General features: G+C 71.7%; 11 protein-coding genes. 4 read left to right on the top strand and 7 right to left on the bottom strand.

Features of this window, described 5'->3' with window-relative positions; all coding sequences use genetic code 11:
* Positions 1-4: 4 nt before the first annotated feature.
* The 5 genes from ADK41_RS29410 to hisC all read right to left on the bottom strand — a co-directional run bounded on the left by ADK41_RS29410 (position 5) and on the right by hisC (position 8,566).
* Complete coding sequence (locus ADK41_RS29410) at positions 5-1,063, bottom strand: M23 family metallopeptidase (RefSeq protein WP_030820208.1); 1,059 nt, start codon at positions 1,061-1,063, stop codon at positions 5-7.
* Positions 1,064-1,147: 84 nt separating this feature from the next.
* Positions 1,148-4,705, bottom strand: a complete 3,558-nt coding sequence (gene cydD / locus ADK41_RS29405; protein WP_078661803.1) for a thiol reductant ABC exporter subunit CydD — start codon at positions 4,703-4,705, stop codon at positions 1,148-1,150.
* A 12-nt stretch (positions 4,706-4,717) separates the two neighbouring features.
* A complete protein-coding gene (gene cydB, locus ADK41_RS29400) occupies positions 4,718-5,722 on the bottom strand; it encodes a cytochrome d ubiquinol oxidase subunit II (protein WP_030820204.1) in 1,005 nt (334 codons plus the stop codon).
* A gap of 20 nt (positions 5,723-5,742) precedes the next feature.
* Entirely contained in the window at positions 5,743-7,248 is a 1,506-nt protein-coding gene (locus ADK41_RS29395) for a cytochrome ubiquinol oxidase subunit I (protein ID WP_030820202.1), read from the bottom strand.
* A gap of 238 nt (positions 7,249-7,486) precedes the next feature.
* A complete protein-coding gene (gene hisC / locus ADK41_RS29390; RefSeq protein ID WP_030820200.1) occupies positions 7,487-8,566 on the bottom strand; it encodes a histidinol-phosphate transaminase in 1,080 nt (359 codons plus the stop codon).
* A gap of 439 nt (positions 8,567-9,005) precedes the next feature.
* Between hisC and ADK41_RS29385 the strand changes: the two genes are divergently transcribed.
* The 3 genes from ADK41_RS29385 (at position 9,006) to ADK41_RS29375 (ending at position 12,762) form a co-directional block, all read left to right on the top strand.
* A complete protein-coding gene (locus ADK41_RS29385) occupies positions 9,006-10,118 on the top strand; it encodes a LacI family DNA-binding transcriptional regulator (protein ID WP_078661802.1) in 1,113 nt (370 codons plus the stop codon).
* 499 nt (positions 10,119-10,617) lie between these two features.
* Complete coding sequence (locus ADK41_RS29380) at positions 10,618-11,709, top strand: metallophosphoesterase family protein (RefSeq protein ID WP_106979369.1); 1,092 nt, start codon at positions 10,618-10,620, stop codon at positions 11,707-11,709.
* A 183-nt stretch (positions 11,710-11,892) separates the two neighbouring features.
* Positions 11,893-12,762, top strand: coding sequence for a hypothetical protein (locus tag ADK41_RS29375; protein ID WP_030820193.1), 870 nt, complete (start codon positions 11,893-11,895; stop codon positions 12,760-12,762).
* Positions 12,763-12,856: 94 nt separating this feature from the next.
* Here ADK41_RS29375 and ADK41_RS29370 read toward each other — a convergent pair whose 3' ends face one another.
* Both ADK41_RS29370 and thiC read right to left on the bottom strand, forming a co-directional pair.
* Positions 12,857-14,299 (bottom strand): VWA domain-containing protein, encoded by a 1,443-nt coding sequence (locus ADK41_RS29370; RefSeq protein ID WP_030820191.1) that lies wholly within the window; start codon positions 14,297-14,299, stop codon positions 12,857-12,859.
* A 111-nt stretch (positions 14,300-14,410) separates the two neighbouring features.
* A complete protein-coding gene (gene thiC / locus ADK41_RS29365) occupies positions 14,411-16,207 on the bottom strand; it encodes a phosphomethylpyrimidine synthase ThiC (protein WP_030820189.1) in 1,797 nt (598 codons plus the stop codon).
* 254 nt (positions 16,208-16,461) lie between these two features.
* Between thiC and ADK41_RS29360 the strand changes: the two genes are divergently transcribed.
* The gene (locus ADK41_RS29360; RefSeq protein ID WP_030820187.1) at positions 16,462-17,898 is read left to right on the top strand and encodes a YibE/F family protein; all 1,437 of its coding nucleotides are present in this window, start codon (positions 16,462-16,464) and stop codon (positions 17,896-17,898) included.
* Positions 17,899-17,935 lie beyond the last annotated feature (37 nt).

Raw genomic sequence — 17,935 nt, 5'->3', positions numbered from 1 at the left:
GGGCTCAGAGCGACACCCCGCGCCGCGCCAGCCACGGCACGGGGGGCACCGCCGATCCCGTCTCCGGCGTGATCCGCGCCTCGAAGTGCAGGTGCGGGCCCGTGGAGTTGCCGCTGGTGCCGGACTGGCCGATCCACTGCCCGGGCCACACCCGTTCGCCCTGGTCGACGGCGACGGCGGCGAGATGGGCGTACTGCGTGTAGTAGCCGTCCGCGTGCCGGAGCACGATCTCGATGCCGAAGGCGCCCCCGCAGGACACCCTCGCCACCGTCCCGGCGCCCACGGCCCGCACCGGTGTGCCGATCGGCACCGCGAAGTCCTGCCCGGTGTGCCGGTTCGCCCACCGGGCGCCGCCGCTGCCGTAGGAGGCGGACAGCTCGTACGTCTCCACCGGCGCCACCCAGCTGGTGGTGAACCGCGTCCGGGGCTGGTCGAGGCGGACCGCACCGCGGCAGGCGCCGGCCGTGACGGAGGCGTCCGCCTGCCCCTGGAGCTTCCACCGGGCCGCTTCGAGCTTCCGCTCGATGTCCTCCCGTAGGGCGGCGAGTTCCGTGTTCCGCTTCTCCAGCCTCCTCCACGCCGCATCGGCCTCCGCCTCGTCGCGGGCGAGCCGGGCCTCGGCCCGCTCGCTCCTGCCGATCGCCTTGTCGAGCGACATCTCCGCCTGCCGCACCGCCCGCTGACCGCGCATCAGCTCTTCGGGGTCGTCGGCGAGCAGCATGTGCGCGGTGAGCGGCAGCCCGCCGCCGTCCCGGTACTGGGAGCTCGCGATCCGGCCCAGCTCCTCGTGCAGCCCTGCCGTCTCCCGCCGCTCCCGGTCGAGCCGCTCCTCCAGCCGCCGGGCCCTGGCCCGCTGCTCCTCGGCCTCACGCCGGCCGGTCTCGTACCGCTCCGTCGCCGTCGCCGCTTCCTCGTACAGCCGCGCCACCTCCGCGCCCACGCCGGACGCGGAGCCGTGCCCGGGGGCGGGGAAGCCGTCGCCGTCGGCGGGCCGGGCGGCGAGCACGGCGAGCGCGCACAGCAGCACGACGGTGAGCAGGGGGTGGCGGCGGGTGAAGCGCATGACTGCGATCCTGGACCCCGTCCCGGCGCACGGTCCTGTTCACGTCGTACACATGGGGGACCCCTGGCCCCGGACGGACCAGCGCTACCGCCGAACGGCCGCCCCGTCCGTCACGCTTGACGTCCCGTCACGCGACAAGCGTCCACCGGGCCGGTGGGCCACCAGAAGTCCGGCCTGCGCCTCCCGGCGCGCCATCGCCCGCAACGGACCCGCCACCGCCACGAGTTCGGCGTACGGACCGCGCTGCACCACCCGTCCCCCGTCCAGCACGACCACCTCGTCCACCGCCTCCAGACCGGCCAGCCGGTGGGTGATGAGCAGCGTCGTACGGCCCTCGGTGGCGGCCAGCAGGTCGGCGGTGAGCGCGTCGGCGGTCGGCAGGTCGAGGTGTTCGGCGGGTTCGTCCAGCACCAGCACGGGGAAGTCCGCGAGCAGCGCCCGGGCGAGCGCCAGCCGCTGCCGCTGCCCACCGGACAACCGCGCCCCGTGCTCACCGACGAGCGTGTCGAGCCCTTCGGGCAGGCCGTCGGCCCACTCCAGCAGCCGGGCCCGGCGAAGAGCCTCGCGCAGCTCGTCCTCGGTGGCGTCCTTCCTGGCGAGCAGCAGATTCTCCCGTACCGAGCTGTTGAAGAGGTGCGCGTCCTGCGCGCACAGTCCGACCAGCCGCCGCACGTCGTCGCCGTCCAGGGCGTACGCGTCCACGCCGGCCAGCGTGTAGGCGCCCGCGCCCGGGTCGAGGAACCGCAGCAGCACCTGTGCGAGGGTCGTCTTCCCGGAGCCGGACGGACCGACCACCGCGATCCGGCGGCCCCGCTCGAGCGTCAGGTCCACCCCGGCGAGCGCGTCCCGGTCCTGCCCGGGGTGGTGGGCGGCCAGCCCCTTGACCACGAGCGGGAACGGCGACGCGGGCGCCTGCCGGGGCGCCTCCGGCTCCCGTACCGGGACCGGGGCGTCCAGGACCTCGTACACGCGCTCGGCGCTGCGGCGCACCCGCTGCCGGTACTGCACGGCGAGCGGCATCCCGAGGACGGCCTCGAACGCGGCCAGGGGGGTGAGGACGACGACGGCGAGGGCCACGCCGTCCAGCCGGCCGGTGGCCACGGCCCGGGCGCCGACGAGGGCGGCGGCCGCGACGGTCAGTCCGGAGATCAGCGCGGTGAGCCCGTCGCCGAGCGCGGTGGCGGTGGCGGCGCGCGAGGCGATCCGGGTGAGTGTGCCGTCGGCCCGGCGCGCCTCGGCGGTCCGCGCGGGCAGGGCGCCGGTGACGGTGAGCTCCGCGGTGCCGGTGAGCAGATCGGTCACCCGGGTCGCGAGGGCGCCGCGCGCCGGTGCCAGCCTGCGCTCCGCGCGCCGGGCCACGGCACCGGTCAGCAGGGGCGCCCCGGCGCCCGCCGCGAGCAGTCCGGCCGCGAGCACGGCCCCGGCCTCGGGCAGCAGCCAGGCGGTGAAGCCGACGGACAGGGCGGAGACGGCGACGGCCGCGCCGGCCGGCAGCAGCCAGCGCAGCCAGTAGTCCTGGAGCGCGTCCACGTCGGAGACGAGCCGGGAGAGCAGATCGCCCCGGCGGGCGCCGCGCAGTCCGGCGGGCGCCAGCCGCTCAAGGCGTCGGTACACCGCGACCCGGGTGTCGGCCAGCATGCGCAGAACGGCGTCGTGCGACACGAGCCGCTCGGCGTAGCGGAACACGGCCCGGCCGATGCCGAAGGCGCGGGTCGCCGTCACGGCCACCATCAGATACAGCACGGGCGGCTGCTGCGAGGCCCGGGAGATGAGCCACCCCGAGGTCGCCATGAGTCCGACGGCGCTGCCCAGGGCGAGGGCGCCGAGCAGCAACGCGAGGGTGATCCTTCCCCGCCGGGCGCCGGACAGGGCACGGACGCGGGCGAGGACACCGCCCGGGGCCCGTCCCCCGTCCTCGTGCTCGGCGGGCCCGCCGTCCGGTGCGGGGCCCGTTTCGACGGCCGTCGCGTCGCGGACCTCCCGGCGCGGGGACTCCCCGGGGGCCCCGGGAGCCGGTTCGGCGAGCCGCACCACCCGGTCCGCCACGGCCAGCAGCGCCGGCCGGTGCACCACGAGCAGCACCGTCCGGCCGACGGCCAGGCGCCGTACCGCCGCCACGACATCGGCCTCGGTGACGCCGTCCAGTGCCGCCGTCGGCTCGTCGAGCAGCAGGACGGGCCGGTCCGCGAGGAACGCGCGGGCCAGCGCGAGCCGCTGCCGCTGCCCGGCCGACAGTCCCGCTCCGTCCTCGCCGAGCACGGTCCGGGCGCCGTCGGGCAGCGCGTCCACGAACTCCAGCGCCCCGGCGTCCCGCAGGGCGCGCCGCACGGCGTCGTCGTCCGCGTCGGGCCGGGCCAGCCGTACGTTCTCGGCGATCGTCCCGGCGTACAGATGCGGCCGCTGCGGCACCCAGGCGACGCGGCCGTGCCACTCGGCGAGGTCCAGGCCGCCGAGATCGGCTCCCCCGATCCGCACCCGCCCCTCGGTGGGGCGGACGAACCCGAGCAGCACGTTCAGCAGGGTCGACTTGCCCGCGCCGCTCGGTCCGACGAGCGCGACCGTCTCGCCGGGGGCGACGGTGAAGGACACGTCCGTCACCGCGTCCGTGGAACGGCCCGGGTAACGGACCGTCACGTCCTCGAAGGTGAGGGCGCCCGTCGGCACCGTCGCCGTCCCCGGCGCGGGCACGGGCGTCTCCAGTACCGAGAAGATCTCCTCGGCCGCACCGAGGCCCTCGGCGGCCGCGTGGTACTGGGCGCCCACCTGCCGCAGCGGCAGGTAGGCCTCGGGCGCCAGGATCAGGACGAGCAGGCCGGTGTAGAGGTCCATCTCGCCGTACACGAGCCGCATGCCGATCGTCACCGCGACCAGCGCCACCGAGAGCGTGGCGAGCAGTTCCAGCGCGAAGGAGGAGATGAAGGCGATCCGCAGCGTCCGCATGGTCGCCCGCCGGTACTCGGCGGTGATCCGCCGGATGGACTCCGCCTGGGCCTTGGCCCGCCCGAAGACCTTCAGCGTCGGCAGCCCGGCGACGACGTCCAGGAAGTGTCCGGACAGCCGGGACAGCACCAGCCACTGACGGTCCATCCGGGACTGGGTGGCCCAGCCGATCAGCACCATGAAGACCGGGATGAGCGGCAGGGTGCCCACGATGATCGCCGCCGAGACCCATTCCTCGGTGACGATCCGCGCGAGCACCGCCACCGGGACGACGACCGCGAGCCCCAGTTGGGGAAGGTAGCGCGAGAAATAGCCGTCGAGGGCGTCGACCCCACGGGTGGCCAGGGCGACCAGCGAGCCGGTGCGCCGGCCGTCCAGCCATCCCGGTCCGAGCGCCGTCGCCCGCTCCAGCAGCCGTCCCCGCAGCTCCGACTTCACCGCGGCGCTCGCCCGGTGCGCGGCCAGTTCGGTCAGCCAGCCGACCAGACCGCGGCCGGCCGCCACGACGACGAGAAGCAGCAGGGGAGTGCCGAGCGCTCCGACGGACAGACCGTCCTGGAAGGCGCCCACCACGATCTCGGCGATGAGCATGGCCTGGGCGATGACCAGCACCGCGCCGACGGCGCCCAGGCCGACGACCGCCGCCAGGAAGCCGCGGGTGGCGCGGGCGTACCGGAGAAGACGCGGGTCGATCGGTTTCACGTGAAACACACCTCAGTGCACGGGATCGGCGATGTGCTGGGTGCCGATCCGCTTGCGGAACACCCAGTACGTCCAGCCCTGGTAGAGCAGCACCACCGGAGTGGCGATCACCGCGAGCCAGGTCATGATCTTCAGGGTGTAGGGGCTGGAGGAGGCGTTGGTGACGGTCAGGCTCCAGTCGGCGTCCAGCGTGGACGGCATGACGTTCGGGAACAGCGTCAGGAAGAGCATCGCCACGGCGGCCACGATGGTGACGCCGGACAGGGTGAACGACCACCCCTCGCGCCCCGCCCGGTTCGCCAGCAGGGCGGCGACCAGCGAGGCGACCGCCACGGCCAGCGCGACCAGGCTGGCGCCGTCGCCGTTGTCGGCCTGCGTCCAGAGCAGGAAGGCCGACGCCGACACGGCGGTGACGAGACCCACGCGCAGGGCCAGCCTCCGCGCCCGCTCCCGGATCTCACCGACCGTCTTCAGTGCCGTGAACACCGTGCCGTGGAAGGTGAACAGCGTCAGCGTGACCAGGCCGCCCAGCAGGGCGTACGGGTTGAGCAGGTCCCAGACGTCGCCCACGTACTCGAACTCGGCGTCGATCTTCACGCCGCGGACGATGTTCCCGAAGGCCACGCCCCACAGGAACGCCGGGATCAGCGAGGTCCAGAAGATCGCCGTCTCCCAGTTGCGCTGCCAGTTCTCCTCCGGCCGCTTCGCCCGGTACTCGAAGGCGACACCGCGGACGATCAGGCAGACCAGGATGACCAGCAGCGGCAGGTAGAAGCCGGAGAAGAGCGTGGCGTACCACTCGGGGAAGGCGGCGAAGGTCGCGCCGCCGGCCGTGAGCAGCCACACCTCGTTGCCGTCCCAGACGGGACCGATGGTGTTGATCAGCACCCGCTTCTCGGCCCGGTCACGGGCGAGCAGCCGGGTGAGGATGCCGACCCCGAAGTCGAAACCCTCCAGGAAGAAGTAGCCGGTCCACAGGACGGCGATCAGGACGAACCAGACGTCGTGCAGTTCCATGACGGTGCAGCTCCCTCGGCCTAGTACGAGAAGGCCATCGGCTTGTCGGCGTCACGGGCGTCGCCGCCGAGCTTCGTGGGCGGGTTGAGGTCGGAGTCACCGAGCTCGGGCGGGCCCGCCTTGACGTACTTGGCGAGCAGCTTGACCTCGATGACGGCCAGGACGGCGTAGAGCAGGGTGAAGACGGACATCGAGGTGATGACCTCGGCCGTGGACACACCGGGGGAGACGGCGTCCTCGGTCCGCATCACGCCGTAGACCACCCAGGGCTGCCGGCCCATCTCGGTGAAGATCCAGCCCCAGGAGTTGGCGATCAGCGGGAACGCCATGGTCCACAGCGCCAGGAGCCAGTACAGCCGGGTGAGCCGGGAGCCGAGTGGCTTCTTCAGCAGCACCAGGCGCGGCACCTCGTCCTCGCCGGTGCGGTGGGCGGCCGGCAGCAGGAACTTCCTGCGGGTGAGCCACAGGCCGAGGAGGCCGAGCGAGAAGGAGGCCATGCCGAAGCCGATCATCCAGCGGAAGCCCCAGTAGGCGACCGGAACGATGGGCTTGTAGTCACCGGGGCCGAACTTCTCCCGCAGGACCTCGTTGGTGTCGTTGATGCCGGGCACGTACGAGTCGAAGTCGCTGTGGGCGAGGAAGGACAGCAGGCCGGGGATCTCCAGGGCGACCTCGTTGTGCCCCTCGTCGACGTCGCCGTAGGCGAACACGGAGAAGGGGGCCGGTTCCTCGCCGTCCCACAGGGCCTCGGCGGCGGCCATCTTCATCGGCTGCTGCTCGTACATGACCTTGCCGAGGGTGTCGCCGCTGACCGCGGTGAGCAGGCCGCCGACCGCGAGGGTGACCAGGCCGAGGCGGAGGGAGGTCCGCATCACGGGGATGTGCTTCCTGCACATCAGGTGGAAGGCCGCGATGCCCACCATGAAGGCGCCGCCGGTCAGGAAGGCCGCCGAGAAGCTGTGGAAGACCTGGTTGAGCGTGGTGTTCTGGGTGAGCACCAGCCAGAAGTCGGTGAGCTCGGCGCGGCCCTTCTCCCCGTTGATCCGGTAGCCGACCGGATGCTGCATCCAGGAGTTGGCGGCGAGGATGAAGTACGCCGACAGCAGGGTGCCGATCGAGACCATCCAGATGCAGGCCAGGTGGACCTTCTTGGGCAGCTTGTCCCAGCCGAAGATCCACAGTCCGATGAAGGTGGACTCGAAGAAGAAGGCGATCAGGGCTTCGAAGGCGAGCGGGGCGCCGAAGACGTCACCGACGAACCGCGAGTAGTCGGACCAGTTCATGCCGAACTGGAACTCCTGCACGATGCCGGTGACCACACCCATCGCGATGTTGATCAGGAAGAGCTTGCCCCAGAACTTCGTCGCCTTGAGGTACTTCTCCTTCTCCGTGCGCACCCAGGCGGTCTGCAGCCCCGCGGTGAGGGCGGCGAGCGAGATCGTCAGGGGAACGAAGAGGAAGTGGTAGACGGTGGTGATACCGAACTGCCATCGCGCCAGGGTCTCCGGCGCCAAAGCCAGATCCACGTCGTCGCTCCTTACTTCGCCGTGGTCGCGGCGGCCGCTTGATCCCGTTCGTCCCTGGACATCCAGGACGAAACGGGATGCGCTTGTGAACGCGTTCACATTCACAAGCAATTATGACCTACCGCTTTTCCGACCGGGAAGGGGGGTCCCCTGTGACGTCAACCCCTTTGCGCGCACGTCCGGCGCACGCGAAGGCGGCCGACGACGGAGCCGTCGGCCGCCTGGACGCACGCGCCGGTCAGAGATCCTTGCGGAAACCTTCCGCCACCTTCAGGAAGATGTCGTTCGCCTCGGTCTCGCCGACCGTGACGCGCACGCCCTCCCCGGCGAACGGCCGGACGACCGCACCCGCCTGCTCGCACGCCTGCGCGAACGCCGTCGTGCGCTCCCCCAGCCGCAGCCAGACGAAGTTGGCCTGGGTCTCGGGCACCGTCCAGCCCTGGCCCCGCAGCGCCTCCAGCACGCGGTTGCGCTCGCAGACCAGCGAGCCGACCCGGCCGATCAGCTCGTCCTCGGCGCGCAACGAGGCGATCGCCGCGTCCTGCGCGATCTGGCTCACCCCGAACGGCACCGCCGTCTTGCGCAGCGCCGCCGCCACCGGCTCGTGGGCGATGGCGAAACCGACGCGCAGCCCCGCCAGGCCGTACGCCTTGGAGAAGGTCCGCAGGACGCAGACGTTGGGCCGCTCGCGGTAGATCTCGACGCCGTCCGGCACCTCGGTGTCCCGGATGAACTCACGGTAGGCCTCGTCGAGCACCACCAGGACGTCGCCCGGCACCCGGTCGAGGAAGCGCTCCAGCTCGGCCCGCCGCACGACCGTGCCGGTCGGGTTGTTGGGGTTGCAGACGAAGATGAGCCGGGTCCGGTCGGTGATCGCCCCGGCCATCGCGTCCAGGTCGTGCACGTCGCCCGGGGTCAGCGGCACCTGGACCGAGGTGGCGCCGCTGATCTGCGTGATGATCGGGTAGGCCTCGAAGGACCGCCAGGCGTAGATCACCTCGTCGCCCGGACCCGACGTGGCCTGCAGCAGCTGCTGGGCGACGCCGACCGAGCCGGTACCGGTGGCCAGGTGGGACGCCGGGACCGCGAAGCGCTCGGCCAGCTCGGCCATCAGCGCCGTACAGGCCATGTCCGGGTACCGGTTGAAGGAGGAGGCCGAGGCCGTCACGGTCTCCATCACGCCGGGCAGCGGCGGATAGGGGTTCTCGTTGGAGGACAGCTTGTAGGCCGCCGGTCCGCCGGCCGCCGCCGGCTTGCCCGGCTTGTACGTGGGAATCCCCTCCAGCTCGGCGCGCAGCTTGGGGCTCGTCTCGCTCACCGCAGTCCTCCTCGCGAAGACCGGCGGCACCCGTGTCCGCCGCCGACATCCAATACTGCTCACCTTATGAGGATGGGGCACCGCTGCGTAGAGGAGCGGCGCGTGCTCACCGGACCCGCGCGCCACAGCGGCAACAAGGGCAACACAACCCGAAAGCGCACGAAGGGCGTGCGGGCCAGGGGCGCGCCGTACATATATCTACGCGCCGGTGGCTTGCGCCGTGGCGCGCGTCCCCCGTGCAGGTGAGTTGAGACCTCTTCGCAACATCACACCCTCGGCAGGCCCACATGAGCCGACACGTCAGGTCCTGGCATGGGAGCGTTCAACTTCCTTCATTTCCAAGGCAGTTGACTCTAAATGATCATGCAGAAACGTGCCTGCCAACGCATGCATATGCGTCCGCCCTACCCCACCGCATGAGCCCTACTATCGGCTCGCCATGACAGCAGCAGGGAAGCACCAGGTGAGCCGCGCGGAAACCTCACGCCGAGGCAGCCGGCCGGGTCGAGCGGGCATCAGGGACGTGGCCGCCGCCGCCGGAGTCTCCATCACGACCGTCTCCGACGCCCTCAACGGCAAGGGCAGGCTCCCGGACGCCACCCGGCGCCACGTCCGCGAGGTGGCCGACAGACTGGGGTACCGCCCCTCGGCCGCCGCCCGTACGCTCCGCACCGGGAAGTCCGGACTCATCGGCCTGACCGTGACGACGTACGGGGATGAACCTTTCACCTTCACCGAGTTCGCGTACTTCGCCGAGATGGCGCGCGCCGCCACCTCCGCCGCGCTCGCCCGCGGCTACGCCCTCGTCATCCTGCCCGCGACCTCCCGCCACGACGTGTGGTCCAACGTCGCCCTGGACGGCACGGTCGTCATCGACCCCTCCGACCAGGACCCGGTCGTCAGCGAGCTGGTCCGCCAGGGCTTACCGGTCGTCTCCGACGGCCGGCCGGTCGGCGCGCTGCCGGTCACCGCCTGGGTCGACAACGACCACGAGGCCGCCGTGACGGGCATCCTCGACCACCTCGCCGACGCCGGCGCCCGCCGCATCGGCCTGCTCACCGGCACCAGCACCGACACGTACACCCACCTGTCGACCACCGCGTACCTGCGCTGGTGCGAGCGCGTGGGCCAGGACCCGGTCCACGAGGCCTACCCGGCGCACGATCCGTGCGCGGGCGCCGTCGCCGCCGACCGGCTGCTCGCCCGCCCCGACCGGCCCGACGCCGTCTACGGCCTGTTCGATCCGAACGGCACCGACCTGCTCGCCGCCGCCCGCCGCTACGGCCTGCGCGTCCCGGACGACCTGCTGCTCGTCTGCTGCAGCGAGTCCACGGTCTACGCCAACACCGAACCGCCCGTCACCACGCTCTCCCTCAAGCCGCGCCGCATCGGCACGGCGGTGATCCAGCTGCTCATCGACGCCATCGAGGGGGTCGACCCGGAGCGGCCGGTGGAGCAGGTCATACCGACCGAGCTGATCGTGCGGGCCTCCTCGCAACGGCGGCCGCCCCGTACGACGGTCAGCCCGCCGAGGTCGCCGAAGGGGTCGTGACCCGCCGGGGCCCCGGCGGGGACGTACGGCGGCCCGTGGCGTGGGGCTTCCGCTTCCGGAGGGGACTCCGGAGGGGAAAGCGGCGGCCGCGTCGACCGGCCGCGCCTCGGAGGCGGACGCGTCACGCGCACCGGGTCGGCGTCGGAGGACCGCCCGGGGGGGGCGCTTCCTCCGCTTCCGAGGGTCTCGTGCGGGCGGGTCCGGGCTCCGCGGGGACGGTTCCGCCTCCGGAGGAGGACGCGAGGGTGTTCCCCCGGACACCCCTGAGGGGGAAACGGGCCGGGCTCCCGGAGGAGGGAAGACCGACCGACGACGGAAGGTGTGCGGTCAGGACCGTCGAAGACCCACGCAAACGGGGCGAAAGCCGCGGTGAACCGGAGTCTTGTTCTGATTCACCACCCCTGGGTCATCACACGGCGCGATCCGCATTCCTATGATGGGCCCACGACACCGCGGGCCGCTGCGACCAGGCAGTCCGACGCGGTGCAGAAGCGGCGCGATGGTGGAGGGGTCGATGACTCAGGGGGCCGGTCAGGGACCCGCGGTGGAGCGGACGGCGACGTTGCGCGACTTCCGGGTGCCCGCGTACGTCCACGAGACCGGTCCGTACGCCCAGAGCACGCACCCCGGTGACGTCGTTCCGCCCTCCGAGGAGGCCTACCCGGAGGGATACACGCCCACCCAGCGGGACCTCCCCGTCATCAATCGGGGTGACACTGTTCAGGTGACCGTCGACCCCGCGTCCGTCCCCGCCCCGCAGCCCGCCACCGGCCAGGGGCCGCTGTACGTGGTCGGCGACGTCCACGGCTACCTCGACGAGCTGGTGGCCGCCCTCCAGGAGCAGGGCCTGCTCGACTCGGCGGGCCAGTGGTGCGCCGGCACCGCGCGGCTGTGGTTCCTCGGCGACTTCACCGACCGCGGCCCGGACGGCATCGGCGTCATCGACCTCGTGATGCGGCTGTCCGCCGAGGCCGCCGCCGCCGGCGGCTACTGCAAGGCCCTCATGGGCAACCACGAGCTGTTGCTGCTCGGCGCCAAGAGGTTCGGCGACACCCCCGTCAACTCCGGCGCGGGCACCGCCACCTTCCAGGCGGCCTGGCTGCTCAACGGCGGGCAGAAGACCGACATGGACCGCCTCCAGGACCACCACCTGCAGTGGATGGCCCGCCTCGACGCCGTCGAGGCGGTCGACGGCCATCTGCTGCTGCACTCCGACACCACCGCCTATCTCGACTACGGCCGTTCCATCGAGGAGGTCAACGACACCGTCCGCGAGACGCTCACCCGCAACGACGCCGACGAGGTCTGGGACCTGTTCCGCAAGTTCACCAAGCGGTTCTCCTTCCGCGACGAGGGCGGCGCCGACGCGGTGCGCTCCCTGCTGGATACGTACGGCGGCACCCGGGTCGTTCACGGCCACAGCCCGATCCCTTACCTGACCGGCGAAGTCGGTTCCGAGGACGGCGAGGACGACGGCGGCCCCGTGGTCACCGGACCTCACGTCTACGCCGACGGACTCGCCATCGCGATGGACGGCGGGGTCACCATGGCCGGAAAACTGCTGGTTCAGCAACTGCCGCTGGGCTCCTGACGGCGCGGCGGGCCGTGACCGTGCGGCCCGCAACCGCACCGTGCACGTGCCAATTTCGGTAAACCCCCTGTCACCGCGCGCCGTCACCGCTCTACCATCGGCTTATCCGTAGCAGGCTCCCCTCCGTTTCTGCCCGACGGCTCGTCAGCATGCCGAGCCCCAAGCCCTACGGAGCATCGGGGGATGCACATGAACAGCGTTCCGCAGCACCTGCTGAACGAGGACCGCCAGGAATACGAGCGGGTTCTCGATGAGGCGCTGCGCTCCGCGCCACACCACCCGGAACTGGCCGCGGTCGGACAGCGGCTCAACTCGGAACAACTGCGCACGATGGCGCTCAACGCCACCGCCCTCATCACGGCGGCCGCGGCGACGGAGTACCGGCACTACGTGAAGGTCCGCGAGGAAACGCGCCGGCCGCCGGCGTCGGCCACCCCGTCCGTCCGCGTGCCCGGTTCCACCGAGCCGGGCACGAACGCGAGGGGGATCGCCGCCACCGTGGGAGAGGTCGCCGAGACCGCCGGGGCCGGCGCCGGCGCCGTCGTCGCCGTCCTGGCACCCGTCCTGGCCGGAACCGCGGCCGCGATCTTCCTGCTCGTCGGCTACGTCCTGCGGATGCTCGACCCCGGCGCCGCGTTCGCCCGGACCATGCTCACCACGGGGTGGGTGTTCGGCGCGGTGACGGCGGTCGCCGTCCTCGTCGCCGCTGTGGGCCTGCTGCTCACCGCGCTGCGCAACAAGCCCTCGGCGCTCGGCGGGTCGTACCGCGAACTCGACGGGGAGGTGACCCGGGCCAGGGACGCCTGGCGCGAGGCCCTGCTGGAGCGGGGGATCCTGCCGTTCCTGCGGGACGCGCTCACCGATCCGGCGACGGCCACCGCACTGCAGCACACGGCACCGCCCCCGCCGACCGGACGTATCCCGCACCTGGGGTACGGCCGGCCGGGCTTCTCCAGCCCGGAGGAGGGGAGGGCCCGCGGCACACGGCCGAGCTACTCCAGTCCGGACTACTCCAGCCCGGACTTCGGGGGACCGGAGCACCAGCCGGAGTAGCCGGGCGGCCCGCCCGTCGGCTTGCGTCCTCCGTGCCGGAGGCGCGAGCCGAGTGGCCGGGGCGGGAGAGCGGGGCGGATGGCCGGGCCGGGGCTCAGAGAATCCCCGCCCGTCCCGCGGCCGTGATCCACTGCGGGAACTCGGACAGCAGACGGTCGTACAGCTCCGCGTCCGGCAGGGTGCTGATGTCGTCCACGGCGAAGAACCCGACGTTGTCGACGCGACGTCCCGGCAGTGTGTCGAACCGCTCCAGCACGCCGTAGTTGGACCTTCCCAGCCCCACGAACTGCCAGAAGACCGGTTCCTCCACCGCCTCACGGAGCTCGTGCTCGATCTCCTTGTTGCGGTAGACGCCGCCGTCGGAGAAGAACAGGACGAGGGTCGGAGCGGACGCGGGACGGTCCCGGACGAACGCGCGCACCTCGGCGATGACCTTCTGCTCCTCGTTCTGGATGCCCACGTCCCGCATGTCGACCTGGCTGGGCTCCAGTCCTTTCTTCCGCCCGCGCCGGAACAGGCCCACCTCCCCCACGCGCACGTGCAGCCGCAACCACTCGGGAAGCTCCCCCAGCCGCAGATCCGGCAGCCGGGCCGGGTTCGAGGCGAAGGTCCAGGCCTGCATCTCACCGTCGTCGTCCAGCTGTGCCGCGACCGCCGCCATCCGCTCGACGACGTCGGCCACGATCCCCTTGGAGTACAGGAAGGACATGGACCCGGAGGCGTCGAGTACGAGGATGACGCGCGCGGTGACCTCGGCGGCCCCGTGCTTGCGCAGGCTGACCGCCACCTGTTCCTTGCGCAGCGACAACCGCTTGCGCATGTCGACGGGCAGCCGCTCCTCGCCCTTGGTGAGCCGCGGGGCACCGGGGTGAGGGCGGGGCGCGGGGGGCTGCTGGGCGGGCGCGACCGGCACGGCGGGAGGAACGGGCGGGACCGGGACCGCGGTGGCCGCGGGCGAGGCCGGCCGGGCCGGGGCCGTGGGGAAAGCGGACGGGGCCGGGGGCGCGTCGTCCACGGTGATGCCGAAGTCCGTGGCCAGGCCCGCGAGCCCGGCGGCGTACCCCTGCCCCACCGCCCGGAATTTCCACTTCCCCTGCCGTCGGTACAACTCGCCGCCGATGAAAGCGGTCTCCGTCCCCGCCGCCATGTCGAACCGGGCCAGTTCGGCCCCCGCCCCGGCGTCGAGCAGCCTGAGCACCAGTCCCGGCACCTGCCCGAACGTCCCGCCGTCCGCCGACGCGCACAGCACGATCCGCTCGACCTCCCCTTCCACGGCGCCCAGATCCACTTCCACGGTGTCGGTCGTGTCCCGCGCGCCGCGCTGTTTCCCGAGATGCGTCACGGCGCCGGACGCATGACGAGGCTGGTTGTAGAAGACGAAGTCCCCGTCGTCCCGCACCCGCCCGGCCTCCGTGAGGAGCAGTGCCGAGGCGTCGATGTCGGGCACGCCGGCCCCGGCCGCCCAGGCGAGCTCAACGCGCACCACGCGGGCATCGACGGGACGATTGGACCCCTTGCTCATCGGACTCGCTGTCATGGGGCCAGTCTGCCCACCCGCCCCGGCGAAGGGGAGGTGCGACCGCACCTGCCGTCCCGCGGGGGCGGCGCCCACCACGGGCACCGCCCCCGCGCCGCCTGCGGCGAACGCTCAGTCCGCGATCGGCAGGTACACGCGATTGCCCGCCTCCGCGAACTCCTTCGCCTTCCGGGCCATCCCCTCCTCGATCTCGTCCCGGCTTCCGCCGTGTTCACGACGGATGTCCTGGGAGATCTTCATCGAACAGAATTTCGGACCGCACATCGAGCAGAAGTGGGCCGTCTTGGCGGGTTCCGCCGGCAGGGTCTCGTCGTGGAACCCGCGCGCCGTGTCCGGGTCGAGGGCCAGGTTGAACTGGTCCTCCCACCGGAACTCGAAGCGGGCGTCGGAGAGCGCGTCGTCCCATTCCTGGGCGCCCGGGTGGCCCTTGGCGAGGTCGGCGGCGTGGGCGGCGATCTTGTAGGTGACGACGCCGGTCTTGACGTCGTCGCGGTCGGGCAGGCCCAGGTGCTCCTTGGGCGTGACGTAACAGAGCATGGCCGTGCCCCACCAGGCGATCATGGCGGCACCGATGCCGGACGTGATGTGGTCGTACGCGGGCGCGACGTCCGTCGTCAGCGGGCCGAGCGTATAGAACGGGGCTTCATCGCAAATCTCCTGCTGGAGGTCGATGTTCTCCTTGATCTTGTGCATCGGGACGTGTCCCGGGCCTTCGATCATGGTCTGAACGTGGAAACGCTTCGCGACCGTGTTGAGTTCCCCGAGCGTGCGCAACTCCGCGAACTGCGCCTCGTCGTTGGCGTCCGCGATGGACCCGGGCCGCAGACCGTCGCCGAGCGAGTACGTGACGTCGTACGCGGCGAGAATCTCGCAGAGCTCCTCGAAGTTCTCGTAGAGGAAGGACTCCTTGTGGTGCGCCAGGCACCACGCGGCCATGATCGAGCCGCCGCGGGAGACGATGCCGGTCTTGCGGTTGGCGGTGAGCGGTACGTACGCGAGGCGTACGCCCGCGTGGACCGTCATGTAGTCCACGCCCTGCTCGGCCTGTTCGACGACCGTGTCCTTGTAGATCTCCCAGGTCAGCTCCTCGGCCCGGCCGTCCACCTTCTCCAGGGCCTGGTAGAGCGGCACGGTGCCGATGGGGACGGGGGAGTTGCGCAGCACCCACTCGCGGGTGGTGTGGATGTTGCGGCCGGTGGAGAGGTCCATGACCGTGTCGGCGCCCCAGCGGGTCGCCCAGGTCATCTTCTCGACCTCCTCCTCGATGGAGGACGTCACCGCCGAGTTGCCGATGTTGGCGTTGACCTTCACCAGGAACCGCTTGCCGATGATCATCGGCTCGATCTCCGGGTGGTTGACGTTGGCCGGCAGCACCGCCCGGCCCGCCGCGATCTCCTCCCTGACCACTTCGGGGGAGACGTTCTCCCGGAGCGCCACGAACTCCATCTCGGGTGTGATCTCGCCGCGGCGCGCGTACGCCAGCTGCGTGACCGCCCGGCCCGCGCGGCCCCGGCGCGGCAGACGCGGCCGGCCGGGGAACACGGCGTCCAGATTGCGCAGGCCCCCGCGCGGAGAGGTGTGCTTGATCCCGTCGTCCTCGGGACGGACGGGACGGCCCGCGTACTCCTCCGTGTCACCGCGGGCGACGATCCAGTCCTCCCGCAGCGGAGCCAGGCCCCGGCGGACGTCGGTGTCGACGAGCGGATCGGTGTACGGGCCCGACGTGTCGTACAGCGTGACCGACTGCCCGTTGGTGAGGTGCACCTGACGGACCGGCACCCGCAGGCCGGGGCGTGTGCCCTCGACGTACGCCTTGTGCCAGCCGACGGACTTCCCGGCCTCCCCGTTCGCCGACGTCTCCGTCGGGTTCTGGGTGGAGGCAGGCGTGCGTGCGTCCTTGTTGGTCATGAGACCTACTCCCTACGCCGGCATTACCCGGTAACAGGTTCGGCGGTCGACGCAGCGGTTTCCGTCTGCCGGCGTCCCGTGGGAAACATCACTCGCGATGAGGTGATGTTTCCCGTGAAACGTCGCTGGGACGGAGGTCAGCGCCCTCTCAGCCCGGTGCTCCGAGCTCCCGCGTGTACAAAAGCGCCTTCACGCTAGCGTCATTTCTGGCGCGGTGAACAGAGGGCCCGTCCCGTTCTTGCGATGATCGGGCGGTGAGCACCACTCAGCCTCCTTCGTATCCACCGCCCGAACCGCCGCGCGCATCCGGTGCCGGAGAGGGCGGTGGTCACGGCCACGCGCACGGACACAACCACGGGCACAGCCACGGTCACGGCCCGGCGGCACCCGTCTCCCAGCACCTGCGCAAGGTCATCGCGGCGATCCTGATCCCGTTCGCGACGGCGGTGCTGATCGGACTCGCCGTACTGTGGCCGGGCGGCGCCCCGGCGCACGAGCGCACCGGCGTCGGCTTCGACCGGCAGACGCAGCACGCCACGGTCACGAAGGTGGTCGAGGTCAGCTGCCAGTCCGTCAACGCCTCCGGGGGCGTCCCGACCGGCGACACCTCCACGGCCGAGGGCTCGTCCGCCCAGCAGCAGGCGGACGGCACCTGCAGGAAGGCAACGATCCGGGTCGACACCGGCGACGACAAGGGCCGTACGTTCAACGAGATCGTGCAGCCGGACCAGTCCCGGCAGCTGAGCGAGGGCCAGAAGGTCGTGGTCGCCTACGAGCCCTCCGCGCCCGAGGACCTCCAGTACTCGGTCGCCGACGTGAACCGGCGCTTCCCCCTGGCGCTGCTCGCGGGCATCTTCGCGCTCGCCGTCGTGGCCGTGGGACGGCTGCGCGGCGTCATGGCGCTGGTCTCGCTGGCGATCAGCTTCCTGGTGCTCAACTTCTTCGTCCTGCCCGCGATCCTGCAGGGGTCGAACCCGCTGGTCGTGGCGGTGGTGGGGGCGAGCGCGATCATGCTGATCGCCCTGTACCTGTGTCACGGGCTGTCGGCGCGCACATCGGTGGCGGTACTCGGCACACTGATCTCACTGCTGCTGATCGGTGTCCTGGGCTCGGTGTTCATCGGGTGGGCCGCGCTGACCGGCAACACCGACGACAACACCGGCCTGATCCACGGGCTGTACCCCGGGATCGACATGAGCGGTCTGCTGCTGGCCGGCGTCATCATCGGTTCGCTCGGTGTCCTCGACGACGTGACGGTCACCCAGACGTCCGCGGTCTGGGAGCTGCACGAGGCCAACCCGTCGACGGGCTGGCGCGGGCTGTATCGCGCGGGCATCCGCATCGGCCGCGATCACATCGCGTCGGTGGTCAACACGCTGGTCCTCGCCTACGCGGGCGCCGCACTGCCGCTGCTGCTGCTGTTCTCCATCGCGCAGAGCAGCGTGGGAACGGTCGCCAACAGCGAGCTGGTCGCGGAGGAGATCGTGCGCACCCTGATCGGCTCGATCGGCCTGGTGGCCTCGGTGCCGGTGACCACGGCCCTGGCCGCGCTGGTGGTCTCGGCCGACCGCCCGACGGCTCCGGCACGGCCCCGGGAACACGGACCGGTACGGACACAGGGGGCCGGGCAGACACCGGATGCGCGGCCGACCGCCGGACACGGCGGGCGGGGCAGGCGCCGTAAGCGCTGATGTCCGCGTGGCGGGCGGAGCGCGCTGAAGCGTTCCG

Origin of the sequence: Streptomyces caelestis (assembly GCF_001279005.1) — a bacterium.
GTDB classification, from domain to species: domain Bacteria; phylum Actinomycetota; class Actinomycetes; order Streptomycetales; family Streptomycetaceae; genus Streptomyces; species Streptomyces heliomycini.
Note: the sequence above shows the minus strand (reverse complement) of the source record. Positions and strands in the feature narration are given on the sequence as shown.

Coding starts and splice junctions, on each gene's coding strand:
- ADK41_RS29370 (WP_030820191.1), bottom strand. CDS start 14,299: ATGACAGCGAGTCCGATGAGCAAGGGGTCCAATCGTCCCGTCGATGCC.
- cydB (WP_030820204.1), bottom strand. CDS start 5,722: ATGGAACTGCACGACGTCTGGTTCGTCCTGATCGCCGTCCTGTGGACC.
- ADK41_RS29375 (WP_030820193.1), top strand. CDS start 11,893: ATGCACATGAACAGCGTTCCGCAGCACCTGCTGAACGAGGACCGCCAG.
- ADK41_RS29410 (WP_030820208.1), bottom strand. CDS start 1,063: ATGCGCTTCACCCGCCGCCACCCCCTGCTCACCGTCGTGCTGCTGTGC.
- ADK41_RS29385 (WP_078661802.1), top strand. CDS start 9,006: ATGACAGCAGCAGGGAAGCACCAGGTGAGCCGCGCGGAAACCTCACGC.
- ADK41_RS29380 (WP_106979369.1), top strand. CDS start 10,618: ATGGTGGAGGGGTCGATGACTCAGGGGGCCGGTCAGGGACCCGCGGTG.
- thiC (WP_030820189.1), bottom strand. CDS start 16,207: ATGACCAACAAGGACGCACGCACGCCTGCCTCCACCCAGAACCCGACG.